At 68.3% G+C, this 16,178-nt stretch carries 15 protein-coding genes and 2 pseudogenes; 8 read left to right on the top strand and 9 right to left on the bottom strand.

Translation table 11 applies throughout. The annotated features are described in order from the left end of the window. The first annotated feature begins 486 nt into the window (after positions 1-486). Positions 487-1,110 (top strand): DUF308 domain-containing protein, encoded by a 624-nt coding sequence (locus C6A87_RS28265; protein WP_311115259.1) that lies wholly within the window; start codon positions 487-489, stop codon positions 1,108-1,110. 23 nt (positions 1,111-1,133) lie between these two features. On the opposite strand, the gene C6A87_RS28260 is transcribed toward C6A87_RS28265, so the two are convergent. Then, on the bottom strand, positions 1,134-1,709 hold the full coding sequence (locus C6A87_RS28260) for a TetR/AcrR family transcriptional regulator (protein WP_311115258.1): 576 nt from the start codon (positions 1,707-1,709) through the stop codon (positions 1,134-1,136). A gap of 109 nt (positions 1,710-1,818) precedes the next feature. On the opposite strand from C6A87_RS28260, the pseudogene C6A87_RS28255 reads away from it, so the two are divergent. From C6A87_RS28255 to C6A87_RS28240, 4 genes and pseudogenes are all read left to right on the top strand, one after another. Continuing rightward, a pseudogene (locus C6A87_RS28255) lies at positions 1,819-2,664 on the top strand (oxidoreductase); the annotation flags it as partial. Positions 2,665-2,802: 138 nt separating this feature from the next. Then, positions 2,803-3,300 carry a TetR/AcrR family transcriptional regulator gene (locus tag C6A87_RS28250; RefSeq protein ID WP_396837135.1) on the top strand — a complete coding sequence of 166 codons (498 nt, stop codon included), beginning with the start codon at positions 2,803-2,805 and terminating at the stop codon, positions 3,298-3,300. Positions 3,301-3,450: 150 nt separating this feature from the next. Continuing rightward, a complete protein-coding gene (locus C6A87_RS28245) occupies positions 3,451-3,804 on the top strand; it encodes a DUF202 domain-containing protein (RefSeq protein ID WP_311115257.1) in 354 nt (117 codons plus the stop codon). Position 3,805: 1 nt separating this feature from the next. After that, a complete protein-coding gene (locus tag C6A87_RS28240) occupies positions 3,806-4,144 on the top strand; it encodes a DUF202 domain-containing protein (protein ID WP_311115256.1) in 339 nt (112 codons plus the stop codon). 2 nt (positions 4,145-4,146) lie between these two features. Here C6A87_RS28240 and C6A87_RS28235 read toward each other — a convergent pair whose 3' ends face one another. Genes C6A87_RS28235 through C6A87_RS28215 form a run of 5 tightly spaced genes read right to left on the bottom strand, consistent with a single transcriptional unit; the run spans position 4,147 to position 7,733 of the window. Beyond that, positions 4,147-5,493 (bottom strand): MBL fold metallo-hydrolase, encoded by a 1,347-nt coding sequence (locus tag C6A87_RS28235; protein ID WP_311115255.1) that lies wholly within the window; start codon positions 5,491-5,493, stop codon positions 4,147-4,149. A 17-nt stretch (positions 5,494-5,510) separates the two neighbouring features. Then, positions 5,511-5,918 (bottom strand): DUF302 domain-containing protein, encoded by a 408-nt coding sequence (locus C6A87_RS28230; RefSeq protein WP_311115254.1) that lies wholly within the window; start codon positions 5,916-5,918, stop codon positions 5,511-5,513. Between the two features lie 34 nt (positions 5,919-5,952). Continuing rightward, entirely contained in the window at positions 5,953-6,222 is a 270-nt protein-coding gene (locus C6A87_RS28225) for a metal-sensitive transcriptional regulator (protein WP_311115253.1), read from the bottom strand. Between the two features lie 57 nt (positions 6,223-6,279). Further along, positions 6,280-7,155, bottom strand: coding sequence for a sulfite exporter TauE/SafE family protein (locus C6A87_RS28220; RefSeq protein ID WP_311115252.1), 876 nt, complete (start codon positions 7,153-7,155; stop codon positions 6,280-6,282). Then, on the bottom strand, positions 7,152-7,733 hold the full coding sequence (locus C6A87_RS28215) for a rhodanese-like domain-containing protein (protein ID WP_311115251.1): 582 nt from the start codon (positions 7,731-7,733) through the stop codon (positions 7,152-7,154). The genes C6A87_RS28220 and C6A87_RS28215 overlap by 4 nt, the downstream gene beginning before the upstream one ends. Positions 7,734-7,931: 198 nt before the next feature. On the opposite strand from C6A87_RS28215, the gene C6A87_RS28210 reads away from it, so the two are divergent. Further along, a complete protein-coding gene (locus tag C6A87_RS28210; protein WP_311115250.1) occupies positions 7,932-9,311 on the top strand; it encodes a rhodanese-like domain-containing protein in 1,380 nt (459 codons plus the stop codon). A gap of 352 nt (positions 9,312-9,663) precedes the next feature. On the opposite strand, the pseudogene C6A87_RS28205 reads toward C6A87_RS28210, so the two are convergent. From C6A87_RS28205 to C6A87_RS28195, 3 genes and pseudogenes are all read right to left on the bottom strand, one after another. Further along, positions 9,664-12,629: pseudogene (locus tag C6A87_RS28205) on the bottom strand (FAD-binding and (Fe-S)-binding domain-containing protein). 51 nt (positions 12,630-12,680) lie between these two features. Beyond that, complete coding sequence (locus C6A87_RS28200; RefSeq protein WP_311115249.1) at positions 12,681-13,307, bottom strand: TetR/AcrR family transcriptional regulator; 627 nt, start codon at positions 13,305-13,307, stop codon at positions 12,681-12,683. A 12-nt stretch (positions 13,308-13,319) separates the two neighbouring features. Next, a complete protein-coding gene (locus C6A87_RS28195) occupies positions 13,320-14,084 on the bottom strand; it encodes an SDR family oxidoreductase (RefSeq protein WP_311115248.1) in 765 nt (254 codons plus the stop codon). A gap of 95 nt (positions 14,085-14,179) precedes the next feature. Between C6A87_RS28195 and C6A87_RS28190 the strand changes: the two genes are divergently transcribed. Then, positions 14,180-15,424: an alkyl sulfatase dimerization domain-containing protein gene (locus C6A87_RS28190; protein WP_311115247.1), complete on the top strand. Its 1,245-nt coding sequence runs from the start codon at positions 14,180-14,182 to the stop codon at positions 15,422-15,424. Then, positions 15,421-16,170 (top strand): SDR family oxidoreductase, encoded by a 750-nt coding sequence (locus C6A87_RS28185; RefSeq protein ID WP_311115246.1) that lies wholly within the window; start codon positions 15,421-15,423, stop codon positions 16,168-16,170. Before C6A87_RS28190 ends, C6A87_RS28185 begins: the two co-directional genes overlap by 4 nt. Positions 16,171-16,178: the final 8 nt, after the last annotated feature.

Here is a 16,178-nt window from a genome sequence, read left to right as displayed (position 1 = left end):
TCTGATACCCACCTTCAACTCCCCTCCCGAGCTCCGACCCCATTGAAGCAGGTAACGGTGCACACGCGCGGAACGTGTTGGTGCGCAGTGGTTTACACGCAACAAGACACGACTTTGCCGCATCGGCATCGATGCGGCACCGTTCTGGTCAACACCGCTTCTTCCCATCGCATTCCGCGTCGAAAGCGAGAGGACCCACTCGAAGGCTACCCCCGGCTCCGCAAGGTCGGCATCCAGACCGCGGAAGTTCTGGCAACGAGTGGCGTCCACGTTCAGGCTGCCAGCCACGCCTTGCCGTAGTCAGCTGACTACATTAGCGTGTAGTCAGCTGACTGCATGCGCATCCGGAATTTGGGTAACCACCCCCGCTGCGCAGGCCGGCATCCCGTACCACAACGTCGTCCAACGGGTGCCAATAGCGAAAATCCCTGTGGCACAACAGGAGGAGTGAGCGCCTCACGCTTGCGCCTCGTTTGAGGAGAGACGATGACAGACAACGCGCTCAACGGCCGGGAGTCCTCGGATACCGACCGGTGGCTGAAGTCCTACTACGCACTGCGGGGTGTGGTTTCGCTCGTCTGGGTTGCGGCCGCGGTGGCTGTCGGCCCTCAGTCCCCGATCGTCGCAAGTACCTTGCTGTTGATCTATCCGGCCTGGGACGCCCTGGCGAATGTCGTCGACGCCCGGCGCAACGGCGGTCTCCGGCGTAATCCCACCCAGACGTTCAACGCCGCGGTCAGCATCGTGACCACAGTCGCCGTGGCGTTCGCGCTCGCTGCGAGCATGAACGCCGTTCTGGGCGTATTCGGAGTGTGGGCCGCCCTGTCGGGTCTGCTCCAGTTGGCGACGGCGGTGCGCCGCTGGAAGCTCGCCGGAGGCCAGTGGGTCATGATCATCAGCGGTGCGCAATCGGCGTTTGCCGGCGCGATGTTCCTGCGGGCGGCCGGCGCCCCGGAGGTGCCCAGCGTCGCCGACATCGCGCCGTATGCCGCGTTCGGCGCCTTCTACTTCCTCGTCTCGGCCGCTTGGTTGATCGTGTCGGCTGCGCGACGACGCCGGCGCTCGGCCGACACCGCCGCGGGCGCTTCGTCCTTGGAGGGGAGTCGCTGACGTCGGCGCGGAGCGGCGATGCCTCAGTCCTGCGGTAGGCCGCGGGGGTCGGCGAGATGCTCGCCGAGCGGACCGGTCACCGGTGGTTTGGGGACGGTACGGCCGCGGCGGTCGCTCAACCCGGTCGCGGCCCTCAGGTAAGGGCCGAACAGTCGCCAGCCCAGCTGGAGGGCGAGGGCGTCCGCGGTGGCAACCCGAGCCGCGTAATCGTCGTCGCAGTGTTCGCGGGCGGCCGCGACGAGTTGCTCGATGTTGGGAAACCGGTGCTGGAGCCCGCCCACGTCGAATCCGTCCAGCAGCGCGCGGGCGATCACCCGCCAGCTCCGTTCGGCGCGGGCTTCGATCTCGTCGGGCGGCATGTCCGAGTCCCGCGCGACCGCAAGCTCGTCGGCGAGGTGGTCGAGCACGGCCGCCACCACGGCGTCCTTGTTGCCGACATGACGAAATATCAGTCCCGCGTTGACCTTCGAACGGGCGGCGATGTCACGCAGGGTCGTCGCCGCCGGGCCGCGTTCGGCGAACAGGTCAGCCGCGTGCGACAGCACGACCGGTCGGATGCGTGCTGCGGCATCGGTGGGGCCACCTTCTGCCGTAGTCACCCGACTACGTTAGCGCCCGACTCGGCCGGAGCGGACGAGGAGGTACTTACTTGACGGACCGTCGAACAGAGTCGACACTGTGTAGATCAGTGACGTTCCAGGAGGACTTGTGAGGACTTTTCTCATCACCGGCGTGAGTAGCGGCCTGGGGCGGGCGTTCGCGATCGGGGCATTGGAGGCCGGGCACCAGGTGGTGGGCACGGTGCGCAGAACCGAGGACGCCGCGGCATTCAGGTCGCTGGCGCCCGGGCGTGCCCACGCCCGCATCCTCGATGTGACCGCGGATTCGGCCGTCTTCGCGACGGTGGCTGACGTCGAATCGACAGTCGGGCCCATCGACGTCGTGATCGCCAATGCCGGATACGGCCTCGAAGGAGTCTTCGAGGAGACGCCGTTGTCGGAACTCCGGGCGCAGTTCGCCACCAACGTCTTCGGCGTCGCAGCCACATTGCAGGCCACGCTGCCGTACATGCGCGAACGGCGTGCCGGCCACCTGATGGCCGTCACGTCGATGGCCGGTCTGATGGCGGTCCCGGGGATGTCCGCCTACTGTGCGAGCAAGTTCGCCGTCGAGGGGATGCTGGAAGGCCTCCGTAAAGAGGTGGCCTCGTTCGGCATTCACGTCACAGCGATAGAGCCGGGATCGTTCCGCACCGACTGGGCGGGCCGATCGATGACCCGTGCGCAGCGTTCCATCGCCGACTACGACGCGTTGTTCGAACCCCTTCGCGAGGCGCGTGTCCACGCGAGCGGTAATCAGCTGGGTAACCCCGCGAAGGCCGCCGATGCGGTCCTGGCGATACTGGACGAGGCTGACCCGCCGGCGCATCTCGTTCTCGGCTCGGACGCTCTGAGGTTGATCGGCGCGGCCCGGGCTGCCGTCGAGGAGGACATCAGGCGGTGGGACCGCCTCTCTCGCAGTACCGATTTCGCTGACGGTGCACAACTGGCCGCCGGTAGGAGTGTTCGGAGAACGGTGACCAAATCCTGGCCCTCGCGGCGCACGGCCCCCGCGGTACGCAAGGGTGACCTGCGTGAGCGGCAGATCCTCGATGCCGCCGAGGACCTGCTCTCGTCCACCGGCTATGCCGGCATGACCGTCGGTGACATCGCTGCGGCGGCCGGAATCACCCGCGGCGCGCTGTACTTCTACTTCGGGTCGAAGCAAGAGGTGCTCACGGCGCTGGTCGCCCGCACCGTGCAGGCCCTGCAGGAGAAGGCGGGTTCCGCCCGCACCGACACCGGTCCGGTGGACGAGGTCATCGCCGCCGCACTGCAGCGCACCGCACAGCTGTGGCGCGAGCACGGCCCGGTGATGCGCATGGCCGTCGATCTCGGCTCCACCGTGCCGGAGGTCGACCGGATGTGGACCGGCGCCGCCGAGGTGTCCATCGACGCCATCGCCGAGGTCCTGCGCCGCGGCGGCGTACCGACCGGTGACGGGCCGGCCGATGCGCAGGCGCTGGCACGAGCGTTGTGCTGGATGATCGAACGCAGCTTCTACCAGGCGTCCAAAGTCTCCCCGGAGGCACTCGACCGCGCGGCGCAGACCTGCGAGGCGGTATGGAAGCGCATGGCCACATCGGGCTGAGCCGCCGTGCCCGATGTGCAACGGGACGGACACGGGGGCGGCATGACCGACCATCACGAGGAACCCGCCGATCACGTGACGTGGATGGTCCGTTCTCGCCCGGTGGCGACGTAGGCTGACCGCGATGTGTGCTCGAAGGGACGTGCGCCGATGAGCTCGGGGGAGCAGGAACCCGACTATCGCTTCACGTTGGCCAACGAGCGGACCTTCCTGGCGTGGATCCGGACGGCGCTGGCGCTGATCGCCGGGGGCATCGCCGTGGTCCAGTTCGTGCCGTCCTTCGGCATTCCCGGGGTACGCCACGGCCTGAGCGTGGTGCTCACCGCGGGCGGCGGAGTGCTGGCCGCCCTGGCGGTGCGGCGCTGGCAGCACGTCCAGACCGCGATGCGGCGCGACGAGGACCTGCCGACCACCCATGTGCCGTTGTTGCTGGGCGGCGGGATCTTCGTGGTGACCATGGTGGTGCTCGTGGTACTGGTGGTCTGGCCGCCGGCCGGTCAGTGACATGGCTCGCCGCGCGCCGAGCAAGCCGGGGCTGCCGGGGGAGCGCACCCTGTTGTCCTGGGAGAGAAGCTCGTTCGGATTCCTGGTGGGTGGGGCGCTGGTCCTGCTGCGCCAGCACGGGCCGCTCGGTCCGGAGCGGATATGGCTGGCGGTGCTCGCGGCGCTGCTGGCCCTGCTGGTCCTCGTGCTCGGCTACCGGCGGTCCCGGCAGATCAGGGACAGCCCGGTGGTGGCCGGTCGGGTGGTCCTCGCCGCGCCGCAGAATGAGGTCGTGCTGATCGGGGCTGCCACGATCGCCTTCGCACTGGCCGTGGCCGGGGTGCTGTTGTTCGCCTGGTAGGGCTACCCGACGATGTTCAGCTCGCCGGCTTTCTCGAAGGTGTCGTCGACGAGGACCACCCGGCGGTCGTCGCTGTCGATCATCGACGCGGCGATCGCCGCGCGGTACCCGGACGCGCAGTGCACCCAGATCTCGCCCGACGGAACCTCGGCCAGCCGCTTGCCGAGTTCGTGCAACGGGATGTTGAGCGCGCCGCGGACATGGCCCTCGTCGTGCTCGCGGCTCTGCCGGACATCGAGCACGGTCGGCGGCGAATCGCCCAGTTCCCCGGCGAGATCGGTGAACTCGGCCACCCGGTAGGACCGCAGCGGAGTGTCGCCGGCCAGCGTGCCGATGTCACCGACCGCGGCCCCGCTGACTTCGTCGATGCCGACGCGCACCAGTTCTCGCCGGGCGTCGGCGATCTGGTCGACGTCGTCGGCGACCAGCACCAACGGAGACCCCCATGAGTAGAGCCAGCCGAGATAGTTGACGAAAGAATCGGACAACTCGAAAGACAGCGTGCCATCGAGGTGGCCGGTCGCGAAGGCCGTGCGGGTGCGCAGATCCACCACCCAGTCGCCGGCCGCGATGTGGCGCCGGAGTTCGTCGGGGTCCAGCGGCCTGGGCAGGGACAGATCGACAGGCTCCGGACCCTGCGCGTTGATCACGCCCATGTGCGCGTAGTAGGCGGGGTAGTCGCCCAGACCGGCGAGCAACTCGTCGACGTAGGTCTGCTCATCCTGGGTCAGTGCGGGATTGGTGCGGCGCTGTTCGGCGATGGTGGAGGAGTCGCCGCTGGCGGGGGTGGCCGAACAGAAGCTGCCGAAGCCGTGGGTGGGGTAGACCTCGGCCGCATCGGGCAGCTCGTCGGCCAATCGGCGGACGGAGTGGTACTGCGCGTGGCTGAGTTCCTCGGTGTGCTCGGCACCCAGCAGGTCGGTGCGGCCGGTCGTCCCGTGCAGCATCGACCCGCCGGTGAAGACGCCGGCGACCGACCCGTCGGAGTCGTGCAGCACGTAACTGACGTGGTGGTGCGTGTGGCCGGGGGTGTGCACCACCTGCAACGTGATCGGGCCTGCGTCGATGACGTCCCCGTCGCCGACGGCCCGCCGCGGATAGCCCACCTCGTCGCCGGCCGGCACCGCGTACTCGGCGCCGGTGACCCGGGACAGCTCGAGGCCTCCGGTCACATAGTCGTTGTGGATATGTGTCTCCAGCACATGGGTGATCCGTACCTGGCGTTCCCCGGCCAGGCTGAGAACGCGGTCGATGTCGCGCTGCGGGTCGACCACCACGGCGATGCCGTCGGCGCACACCAGATAGCTGCGGTCGCCCAGGCCTGAAGTCTCGATGACGGCGACGTCCACGAAGTCGCGCCCTCCTGTCAGTGGTCGGCGGATCCGAGAGCGTCGATCGCAGCCCTCAGCTTGGTGGCCGCTTCGTCGGCCACCTCACGCAGCTCCGGTGCATCCGAGACCTGGACCATGATCTGAGGATCCATCGCGTCGATGATCACGGCGTCGTCGGCCGACGGGTCGGAGCGCACCGCGACGTTGCACGGCAGCAGCAACCCGATCTGGCGGTCGGCGTTGACCGCGCGGTGCGCCAGCGGCGGATTGCAGGCTCCCAGGATCAGGTAGTCCTCGATGTCCTCGCCGAGCTTCGCCTTCAGCGTGGCCTTCATGTCGATCTCGGTCAGCACGCCGAAACCCTGATCGGCCAACGCCTTCCGGGTGCGCTCGACCGCGTCCTCGAACGTGGTGTGCAGAGTCGTGGACAACGCGTAACCCATTGTCTCCTCCGGTCTCTCGTCGGACCCGCCCGATTCAGGCCAGGGCCAGGAACAACTTCTCCAACTCCGCTTCGGTCATCGGCTGCTGGCCGTCGGCGGCGTCTCCGGTCAGGCATTCCCGCAAACCGGTGGCGACAATCTTGAAACCCGCCCGGTCGAGCGCGCGCGACACGGCGGCCAGCTGGGTGACGACGTCCTTGCACTCGCGGCCCTGTTCGATCATCGCGATCACGCCGGCGAGTTGGCCCTGTGCCCTGCGCAGCCTGTTCAGCACCGCAGCGATCGCTTCTTCGTCACCAACCATGGCGGATTCCTTTCCTCGGATATGGCAGCGATGGTACCCGCGGGGGTATTCCCGGTGTCATGCCGCGGCGCCCCGGGCACCGAGCCGGCGCAGCGGACAGTGGGTGTAGCGGGTGCAGGCCACGGTCATGATCACGGCGATGGCAGTCAGCACCGCCGCGGCGATTCCGACGCCTGGGTGGAGCTCCTGGGCCAGGATCACCGACGCCATCGCGAGCACGAACCAGCCGAAACCCTTGCGCAGCGCGTCGGGGTCGGCCTTCGCCGTCAGCCGGGCACCGACCAGTGCCCCCACCACGGCCGCGGCGGTCACTGCCAGCGCGACGGTCCAGTTGATCTGGACGCTGGACAGGTAGCCGCCCAACCCGGCGAACGATTTCATCGCGATCACGATCAGCGAGGTGCCGACCGCGACCGGCATCGGCAGCCCGCCCAGCAGCGCCAGCGCCGGGACCACCAGGAATCCACCGCCCGCGCCGACCAGGCCGGTGACCAGGCCCACCACCAGACCCTCGGACAGCATCTTCGGCACCGGGAGCCTGCGCCCGGCATCGTCACCGGTGCTGCTCTCGTCGACTGACTTGCGGCCGCGCAGCATCGCCACCGCGGTGGCCACCATCATCACGGCGAACCCGATCAGCAACACGGTGCCCGGGATGAACCGGGCCAGCACACCGCCGGCATAGGCGCCGGCCATGCCTGCCCCGCCGAAGATCAGGCCGGTGCGCCACTGCACCCGGCCGGCGCGAGCGTGGGACACGGCGCCGACCGCACTGGTCACGCCGACGACCAGCAGTGACGTCGCGATGGCCTGTTTGGCGTCCATGCCCGCGACGTAGGCCAGCAGCGGGACGGTCAGGATCGATCCGCCGCCGCCGAGCAGGCCCAGCGCTATCCCGACGAACACCGCCAGACCGATGGCGAGTGCGATCATTCGTCGACCAGTTGCGACACGATGGTCCGGGCGTCACAGGACCCGCCGCGGTTGTACGGCAGCTTGGCCAGCAGCATGCCCATCGCGCAGGTGTTGGACAGTGCGGCGAAGGTCAGTCCGCCGCCGATCGCGCCGGCGACCCACTTGAGCTTGGGCACCGCGATGCTGCCCAGGATGCTGGTGAGGACGATCGAGCCCGCGACCAGGCGGACCTGGCGTTCGAGGTCCCAGCGCTGGGCGCCGCGGTTGACGGTGAAGCCGCTGGCCTCCCATGACGTGATGCCGCCGTCGAGGACGTGCACGTTGCACAAGCCGGCCTCGCGCAGCGTGGCCTCGGCCTGCGTGGCGCGCTGACCCGAGCGGCACACCAGCACAACCTGCTGGTCGAGGTGCTTGACGATCTCGTCGCGGTGCTCGCGCAGCAGGTCCAGCGGCACGTTGTAAGAGCCCGCGATGTGGGCGGTCTCGAACTCGCCGGGAGTTCGCACGTCGAGCACCCGCGGCGGGGTGGCCGAGGTGAGCATCTGGTCGAGTGCGTGCGAGTTGATCGTGGTGGGCGTCGAGGCGGGCGAAGTCATCGCGGTCCTTTCCGAGAGGGTGGCCGGTCGTCGATCTGATACCGGCGGGGGTATACCCTACTCAGGGTACACATACCCCCGGGGGTACGCGCGAAGTGGAATATGGATACCCCCGAGGGTACTTGACATACCCAGAGGGGTATAGGCACCCTGGGATCAGGAGCCCGACCCGCCCAACCGACGAAAGGTCCGTTCACCATGAAGTTCACCCAGTACTACCTGGACTGTCTGTCGCACGCGTCCTACCTGATCGCCGACGAAAACAGCGGCCGCGCAGTCGTTGTCGACCCGCAGCGGGATATCGCCGAGTACCTGGCCGACGCGAAGGAGAACGGCTACACCATCGAACTGGTCATCGAGACGCACTTCCACGCCGACTTCCTGTCCGGCCACCTGGAACTGGCCGCAGCCACCGGCGCCAAGATCGTGTACTCGTCGGTCGCCGAGACCGAGTTCGAGTCGACGGGCGTCGCCGACGGCGAGCGCTACTCGCTGGGCGACGTCACCTTGGAGTTCCGCCACACCCCCGGTCACACCCCCGAGTCGATGAGCATCGTGGTCTACGAGCGCGCCGGCGACGAGGTGCCCTACGGCGTCCTGACCGGCGACGCGCTGTTCATCGGTGACGTCGGCCGGCCCGACTTGCTGGCCTCGATCGGATTCACCCGCGAAGAACTGGCCGAGAAACTCTACGACTCACTGCACGGCAAGCTGATGACGCTGCCCGACGCCACCCGGGTCTTTCCCGCGCACGGCGCAGGCTCGGCCTGCGGAAAGAACCTGTCGACCGAGCTGTCGTCGACCATCCGGGAGCAGAGGCAGACCAACTACGCGCTGCGCGCCCCGGACAAGGCCACCTTCATGGCGCTGGTCACCGAGGGGCAGCCGCCCGCGCCGGCCTACTTCGTGTACAACGCGGTCCTCAACCGCAAGGGCCGCGAGCTACTGGACGAGACCAGGATGCCCGAAGCGATGACCTACGAGCAGGTGCGTGCCGCGATGAATGCGGGCGCGATCCTGGTCGACGGCCGCGGCCCCGAGGAGTTCGCGCTGGGTCACCTGCGCGGGGCCGTCAACATCGGGTTGGAGGGCCGCTACGCCGAGTTCGCCGGTTCGGTGGTGCCCACCGACGTCGACATCGTGCTGTTCACCGAGCCCGGCCACGAACTGGAGGCCAAGACCCGTCTGGCCCGCATCGGGTTCGACCGGGTGATCGGTTACCTGGACAGGCCGTTCGAGGTCATGTTCGACCATCGGGACGATGTGCAGATGGCCTCCCGGCTGACGGCCCAGGCCTTCGATCAGCGCGCCGCCGCGCTGGCCGACCTGCAGGTCGTCGACGTGCGCAACCCGGGCGAAGTCGAGGCCGGTGCCATCCCGAAGGCGGTGTCGATCCCGGTGGGCCAATTGCCGTCGCGGCTGGACGAACTCGACCCCGCCAAGCCGACCGTCGTGTACTGCGCCGGCGGCTACCGCTCCTCGGTGGCCGCAAGCCTGTTGCGGCGCAACGGATTCGTTGACGTCAGCGACATCCTCGGCGGCTACGGCGCCTGGGACGACGCCCGCCAGAACGCCTGAGCCACAGGAAGAAGGTCAGCACCGCGAAGCACAAGATCGTCGTCGTCGGTGGTGGCACTGCCGGAATCTCGGTGGCCGCGCGCCTGCTGCGCCGACAGTGCGGACCGAGGCCTCGGTGATGCCCAAGGGCGCGAGGAGAGTGGGCGCTCGCCGAGCGAATGATGGTGGATGACGAAACACACCTGGGGCGAGCCGCACGGGGCGACCGGAGAGGCGCGTGGACGCGCGTGTGATCGGCGGAGGCGGGCCAGTGTCACGGAGGTGACTACTTGGCGGCGGGTGGCTCGGCCGGGCGGACGCCGGAGTACGACCGGCGACGTGCTACTTCACCTCTGATTGTTTATGCCAACAGTTATTGCCGGTTTCTGGGGGTATCAGGCGTGCCGGGGTGACCCTCGGGGTCCAGGAGTTGGGCCAGGTGCAGCGAGTTGCGGTTCGGCGCGAGCCGGCGCACCTGCATGTGGCAGCTGAACCCGTCCGTCAGAACGATTTCCGCGTCGTCGCCCGCGCGCAATGCGGGTGCCAAGGCCTGCTCTGCGACCTTCATGCTGATCTCGTAGTGGTCGGCCTCGAACCCGAAGTTACCGGCCACGCCGCAGCATCCGGTGGCTTCCCGGACGTCGCTGACGCCGATCGCGGTCAGGGTCTTGCGCTGGGTCGCGGCGCCGAACACCGCGTACTCGTGGCAGTGCGTCTGCACGGTGACCTTCTCCGGCACCGATCCGGTTGGCCGCCAGCCCTTCTCAGCCATCACCGGGACCATCTGCGCGAAACTGCGCACCCGAGCGGCGACCCCCCGGGCGGCCTCGGTGTGTACGAGCTCGGGCAGGTCCTTGCGGAAGGCCGCGGCGCAACTCGGCTCCATCACCACGATGGGTCGGTCGGTGCCGTCGTCGAGGCGTGCTGCGGCCTTTGTCAATGACTTGCGCGCCTGATCCAGTTGCCCGGTGGAGATCCAGGTCAGTCCGCAGCAGACGTCGGTGCGGCACTGAGAGCTCAGGCCCGCCTGGTCGAGGACGCGGGCCGCGGCCCCGGCCGCCTCGGGGCGGAACGCGCGGGTGAACGTGTCGGCCAGCAGCACCACGTCGGCCTGGTCACCGGCCTGGTCGCCGGCGGCGCCGAGAGCGCGCCGGATCCTGCGCCGGGAGGCGAAGGCCGGCATCTCCCGTTCGGTGGTCAGCCCGCCCAGCCTGGCGGTGATCCGGCCGGCCCGGCCGGCGGTCAGCAGGTTGACCACGGGCGCGCTGCGTTCGATCAGTCGCAACCACAGGGGGAGCCAGCCCAGCGAATAGTGGGACAGCGGACGGCGCCGGCCCGGTAGTAGTGGTCGAAGAACTCGGACTTGTAGGTGGCCATGTCCACGCCGACGGGACAGTCGGTCGAGCACGCCTTGCACGACAGGCACAGGTCCAGCGATTCCCGGACCTCCTCCGAGCGCCAACCCTGCGCGACCGTCGGCGAGTTGCGCACCATCTCCTGCAACGCGCGGGCCCGACCACGGGTCGAGTCCTTCTCGTCGCCGGTGGCGCGGAAACTCGGGCACATCACCCCGCCGCTGGAGGCCCGGCACCGCCCCACGCCGATACACCCCTGCACGGCATGGACGAACGGGGCGACGGGCACATCGGTCCGGGGTGTGAGGTCGAAGCTGATGGGCCACTCCCGCCCGTCGACGCCGGCGAGGGACATGTTGCGCGTCAACGGATCCGGATCGACGATGTTGCCGGGATTGAGCAGTGCGGCGGGGTCCCAGAGTCGTTTGAACTCGCCGAACGCGGTCATCATCTCGGCGCTGTACATCTTCGGCAGCAGCTCGGAGCGCGCGCGTCCGTCCCCGTGCTCGCCGGACATGGAGCCGCCGAACCGGACACACAGATCGGCGGCGCGGTCGATGAACTCGGCCATCGTCGCCCTGCCCTCGGCGGTGCGCTGGTCGAAGTCGATGCGGATGTGCATGCAGCCCGCGCCGAAGTGGCCGTACATGACCCCGGTCAGGCCGAACGAGGCCAACAGGGCCTTGATCTCGACCAGGTAGTCGGCCAGTTGGGCCGGCGCGACCGCGGAATCCTCCCAGCCCGTCCAGGATTCGCGCCCGTCGACGAGCCGGGCCGACAGCCCCGCACCGTCTTCCCGGACCCGCCACAGCGACGCGCGTTCAGCCGGGTCGGCGACCACCCGGGCATCGACGAGACGACCGGCTGCCCTCAGCCGGGCCACCATGTCGTCGGCACGGGTCTGCACCTGCGCGGGATCGTCACCGTCGAGGTCGACGTACAGCCACGCCTGCCCGGCGGGCAGTCCCAGGACCGAGTCGGTGCCGCGCAGGTGGCGCATCGTGTCCACAATCACCGCGTCGATGCCCTCGATCGCAGCGGGGGAGTACTCCAGGATCAGCGCGTTGTCGCGGGCCGCGTCGACGATGTCGTCGTAACCCAGGCACAGCAGCATCGCCGCCGGCGCCACGGGCACCAACGACACGGTCGCCGACACCACCACCGCACAGGTGCCCTCGCTACCGACGAGCGCGCGGGCCACGTCGAACCCGTTCTCGGGAAGCAGATCGGCCAGGTGATAGCCGGAGACCTGCCGGGGGATCTTGGCCAGCTCCAGCCGGAACGCCGCCATGTGTCGCTCGGTGAGGTCTTTCAGGCCGGCGCTGATCTGGTCGGCTTCGGCCCGGGCGGCCTCGTCGGCGGAATCGGTGGCGTACACCCCGCTGCGCGTCGCGGTGAGCCGGTTGCCCCGAGCAGTGACCACGTTGAGCGCGACGATGTGGTGTGCGGTCCGCCCGTACCGGACCGAGTGATTGCCGCAGGCGTCATTGCCGATGCAGCCGCCGACCGTGGCGCGCGACTTGCTCGACGGATCCGGCGCGAACGTGAACCGCCCGTCGGTGGCCAATCGGACCCGTTCCTGGAGGTCGGTCAGGACGATGCCGGGTTCCACGAAGGCGGTGCGACTCCCCGAGTCGATGACGTGGACGCGGTTCATGTGACGCGAGAAGTCCAGGACGATGCCGGGGCCGACGGCGTTTCCCGCCAGCGACGTGCCGCCGCCCCGGCTGGTGAGCGGCACCTGGTGCCGGACGCAGGCATGCACGACCGCCACGACATCATTCGTGTCGCGGGGGAACACCACACCCAGCGGGGGTACGCGGTAGTTGGACGCGTCGTAGGAATACTCGGCCCGGCGCCGCGCATCGAGGGCGACCTCGATACCGAGGGGTGCGAGCTCCTCCTGGATGCGTCGCCCCGCCTCCGCTGGCAGGTCCGGTGAGACGGGCGCGCCACTGGCGACTGTCGGGCGAGTTGCATCCATCGGTACATCGTCGAGGTCGTGCTGCATACGATCAACCACCTGCAAGACGGCTCAGGTCGCTTGGCCGTGCTCGAGCGCCACGGCGGTGACGATCGCGTGCAGCATGCGTTCGAGGTGTGCGGCGTCGGTGAAGGGCCGGTCGCCGGCGGCGAACCGCGCGAACACTCCGGCGATGAAGGTCGTCACCGCGTCGCTCTGCGCCTCGCGGAGAGTGTGGTCGTCGGATGCGGGTTGCAGGGCGGTCACGGCATCGTGAGTCAAAGCGATCCCTCGAGCGACGAATTTGCCGGACAGCGCGGCCAATTCCGGGTCACGCATGGCTGCCAGCATCAGTTCCTGCCGCGCCCGATTCAGCATCAGGCCCTGTCCTTCTGCCTGCATCATGACCAACTCCGCCAGCCACGCCAACGGTGACCCACCCCGGTGGGCGTCCTCGGCCAGCGATGCCAGGTTCGCCATGTCGATCTCGGCGACTCGCTGCCCGACGCCGCGGACCAACGCGTCTCGTGTGCGGTAGTAGTACGACGTGGTGCCATTGGGCACGCCGGCGGTGCGGTCCACCTGCTGATGGGTCAGGCCTCGCGACCCGTACTCGGCAAGCACCTGGATACCTGCATCGCACAGCAGCTTTCGCCGGCCGACGCCGTCTCGCTTACGGGGGGTGGAGGAGGAAGGCATGGGAAGGCGCTCTCAGCGCAGGACCGTTCCGCCGTCGATGCTGATGACCTGCCCGTTGATCCAGGCGCCCTCGGCCGAGAGGAGGAACGCGACCAGCGACGCGATGTCTGTCGTCTCCCCGACCCTGGGTCCTCGGATCCGTTTGAGCGCCGAGGCTTCGAGTTGCGGCCACTGTGGCGCCGATCGAATCGCGTCTGTCGCAGTGAATCCCGGCGCGACAGCGTTGCAGCGGATGTTCTCTTTTCCGTAGCGGGACGCGACATGACGGGTCAGCGCACCGATGCCGGCCTTGGCCGTGGCGTAGGCCGGACGTGCCGGTTCACCCTGGAACGCGGCAGCGGAGGACATCAGCACGATGGAGCCACCGCCGCCACCCAGCATCGACGGGATGGCGTACTTCAGAGCGGCCACGTAGCCGCGAAGGTTCACTGCCATCACCCGGTCCCACAGATCCAGGTCGATGTCGACGACGTCGGTGTCGCCGCGCAGAGCCTGCATATCGGCGCCGACCACGAACAGGCCATCGATACTGCCGAATGTCGCGGACGTGGTCGCGAGTAGTCCGGCGACGGAATCCGGCTCAGCCAAATCGAATTCGACGGCCATCGCTGTCGCGCCGGTCGACGAGATGCGGTCTGCGGTGCGCTGGGCGGCATCGATCGCGATGTCGCCGACGACGACCGAACACCCCTCCTCCGCAAGGCGGGTGGCGGTCGCTGCACCGATCCCGGTCGCGCCGCCCGCGACGACGGCCACCGTGCCTGTCAGTCCACGCATGGTCTCCAAAATTCTCCCTGCCAAGTCATTGACTTTAACTCTAGTCCCATAGAGTATTCCTCTAGATCTCTAGAGGAGACTGGGCGGGAGCGCAGGTGGCAGGCATATATCGGGAACGTCCGGGCGCAGGGGACTTGGCCGCGGCGACGGGAGGCGCGGCGATCCCCCTCGGCGATGACATCTGGATGTCGCCGGGCGTCTCCAACTCCTACGCCATCGGCTCGGACGACGGCCGCGTGATCATCAACGGCGGCATGTTCTTCGAAGGAGAGCTGCGCCGCAGGGCTTTCGGAGATGTTCCGGGACCGACCAGGGCGATCATCGTCACCCAGGGCCACGCAGATCACTTCGGGGGCGTCTACGCGCTGCGTGAACCGGACACCGAGGTGATCATGCACGCCGATTACCGGTACTGGCGCGACGATACGTTGCGACTCGGCGGCTATCGAGCCCCCAAGACCGCGTTCGCCTTTCAGAAGTTCACCGACCGCGTCGTCGAAGCTCTCAAAGAGATCGATCCCAGCACGATCGACTTCTCGTTTCCCGAACCGACGACCATCTTCGAGCATCGTCACGAGTTGACGCTTGCCGGCCGCCGTATCCAGCTGCTGTCGACGCCGGGCGGCGAGACCACCGACTCGCTGGTGGTGTGGCTGCCGCAGAGCCGGATTGTGTTCACTGGCAATCTCTTCGGTCCGCTGTTCGGCCACGTGCCGAACTTGATGACCATCCGTGGCGATCGCTACCGCGACCCGGTCCGCTACATCGAGTCGCTCAACACGGTCCTGGAGTTGCAGCCGCGCCGGCTGATCACCGGGCACTTCGACCCGATCGAGGGTGCCGACCGCATCGCCGAGGAGATCACCGCGATGCGCGATGCGATGCAGGCCGTCCACGATCAGGTCATCGACTACATGAGCGGTGGAAAGGATCTCTACACCGCGATGCACGAGATCCGTGTGCCCGATCACCTCGACGTCGGCGAAGGGTACGGCAAGACGTCGTGGAATGTACGGGCGATCTGGGAGATGTACGCGGGCTGGTTCCGGCATCGCTCGACCACCGAACTCTACGGCGTCGCAGCGTCGTCCGTCGCCGCCGACGTGGTGGCCGCCGCAGGCGCCGACGCGCTGACCGAGGCCGCACGCAAGCACATCGCCGACGGGAAACCGGTGCAGGCACTGCACCTCACCGACGTCGTGCTGAGCGCCGAACCGGATAACCGCGCTGCCCGCGACACGGCTGTCGAGGCACACGAGGCGCTGCTGGCCGGGACCGGCAACTTCTGGGAGAAGGCCTGGCTCACCCATTCCATCAACCAACTGAGGAGCTCGTCGTGAACTGTGTCGCGTTCGACTTCACCGGCGCCAACGTTCTGGTGACCGGGGGAACCAGCGGAATCGGCAACGCCATCGCCTCGGACTTCGCCCGCGCCGGCGCGGCGGTGACCGTCACAGGGACGCGCTCTTCGGCCGCCGACTATCCGGAGACCGATCTCAGCGGGTTGACCTACCGCCAGTGCCAAGCCGCCGATACCGAGTCGATCGATGCACTGGCGGACTCGCTGGGCGACCTCGATGTGTTGGTCAACAACGCCGGCGGCCCCTACGCCGCGCACAAAGACGAGTGGGACCCCGACGGATACGCCGGGTCGGTCATGGTCAACATGTTCGCCCACATGCGGCTGACCATGGCATGTCACGACCGTCTGAAGGCGGGCCGTGCCGCGGGCGGCAGCAGCGTCGTCAACATCATCTCGATGTCGGCGTTCGTCTCCGCGGTGGCGGTGCCGGCCTACAGCTCGTCGAAAGCCGGCATGGTCGCATTCACCAGGAACCTGTCCCGGCGTTGGGTCGACGACGGGATCCGCGTCAACGCCGTCGCCCCCGGGCTCATCGACACCAGGATGACCCACCCGATCCTCGACATCCCCGAAGCGCTGGAGCCGGAGATGCGGCACACCCCGATGGGACGGATGGGCATGCCCGAGGAGATCTCACCGGCGGTGCTGTTCCTGTGCACCGACTCCGCGCGCTACATCACCGGCACCACCGTCGCCGTAGACGGCGGATACCTGACGGTCTGAGGGGTACC

Origin of the sequence: Mycobacterium sp. ITM-2016-00317 (assembly GCF_002968295.1) — a bacterium.
Classification (GTDB): domain Bacteria; phylum Actinomycetota; class Actinomycetes; order Mycobacteriales; family Mycobacteriaceae; genus Mycobacterium.
Note: the sequence above shows the minus strand (reverse complement) of the source record. Positions and strands in the feature narration are given on the sequence as shown.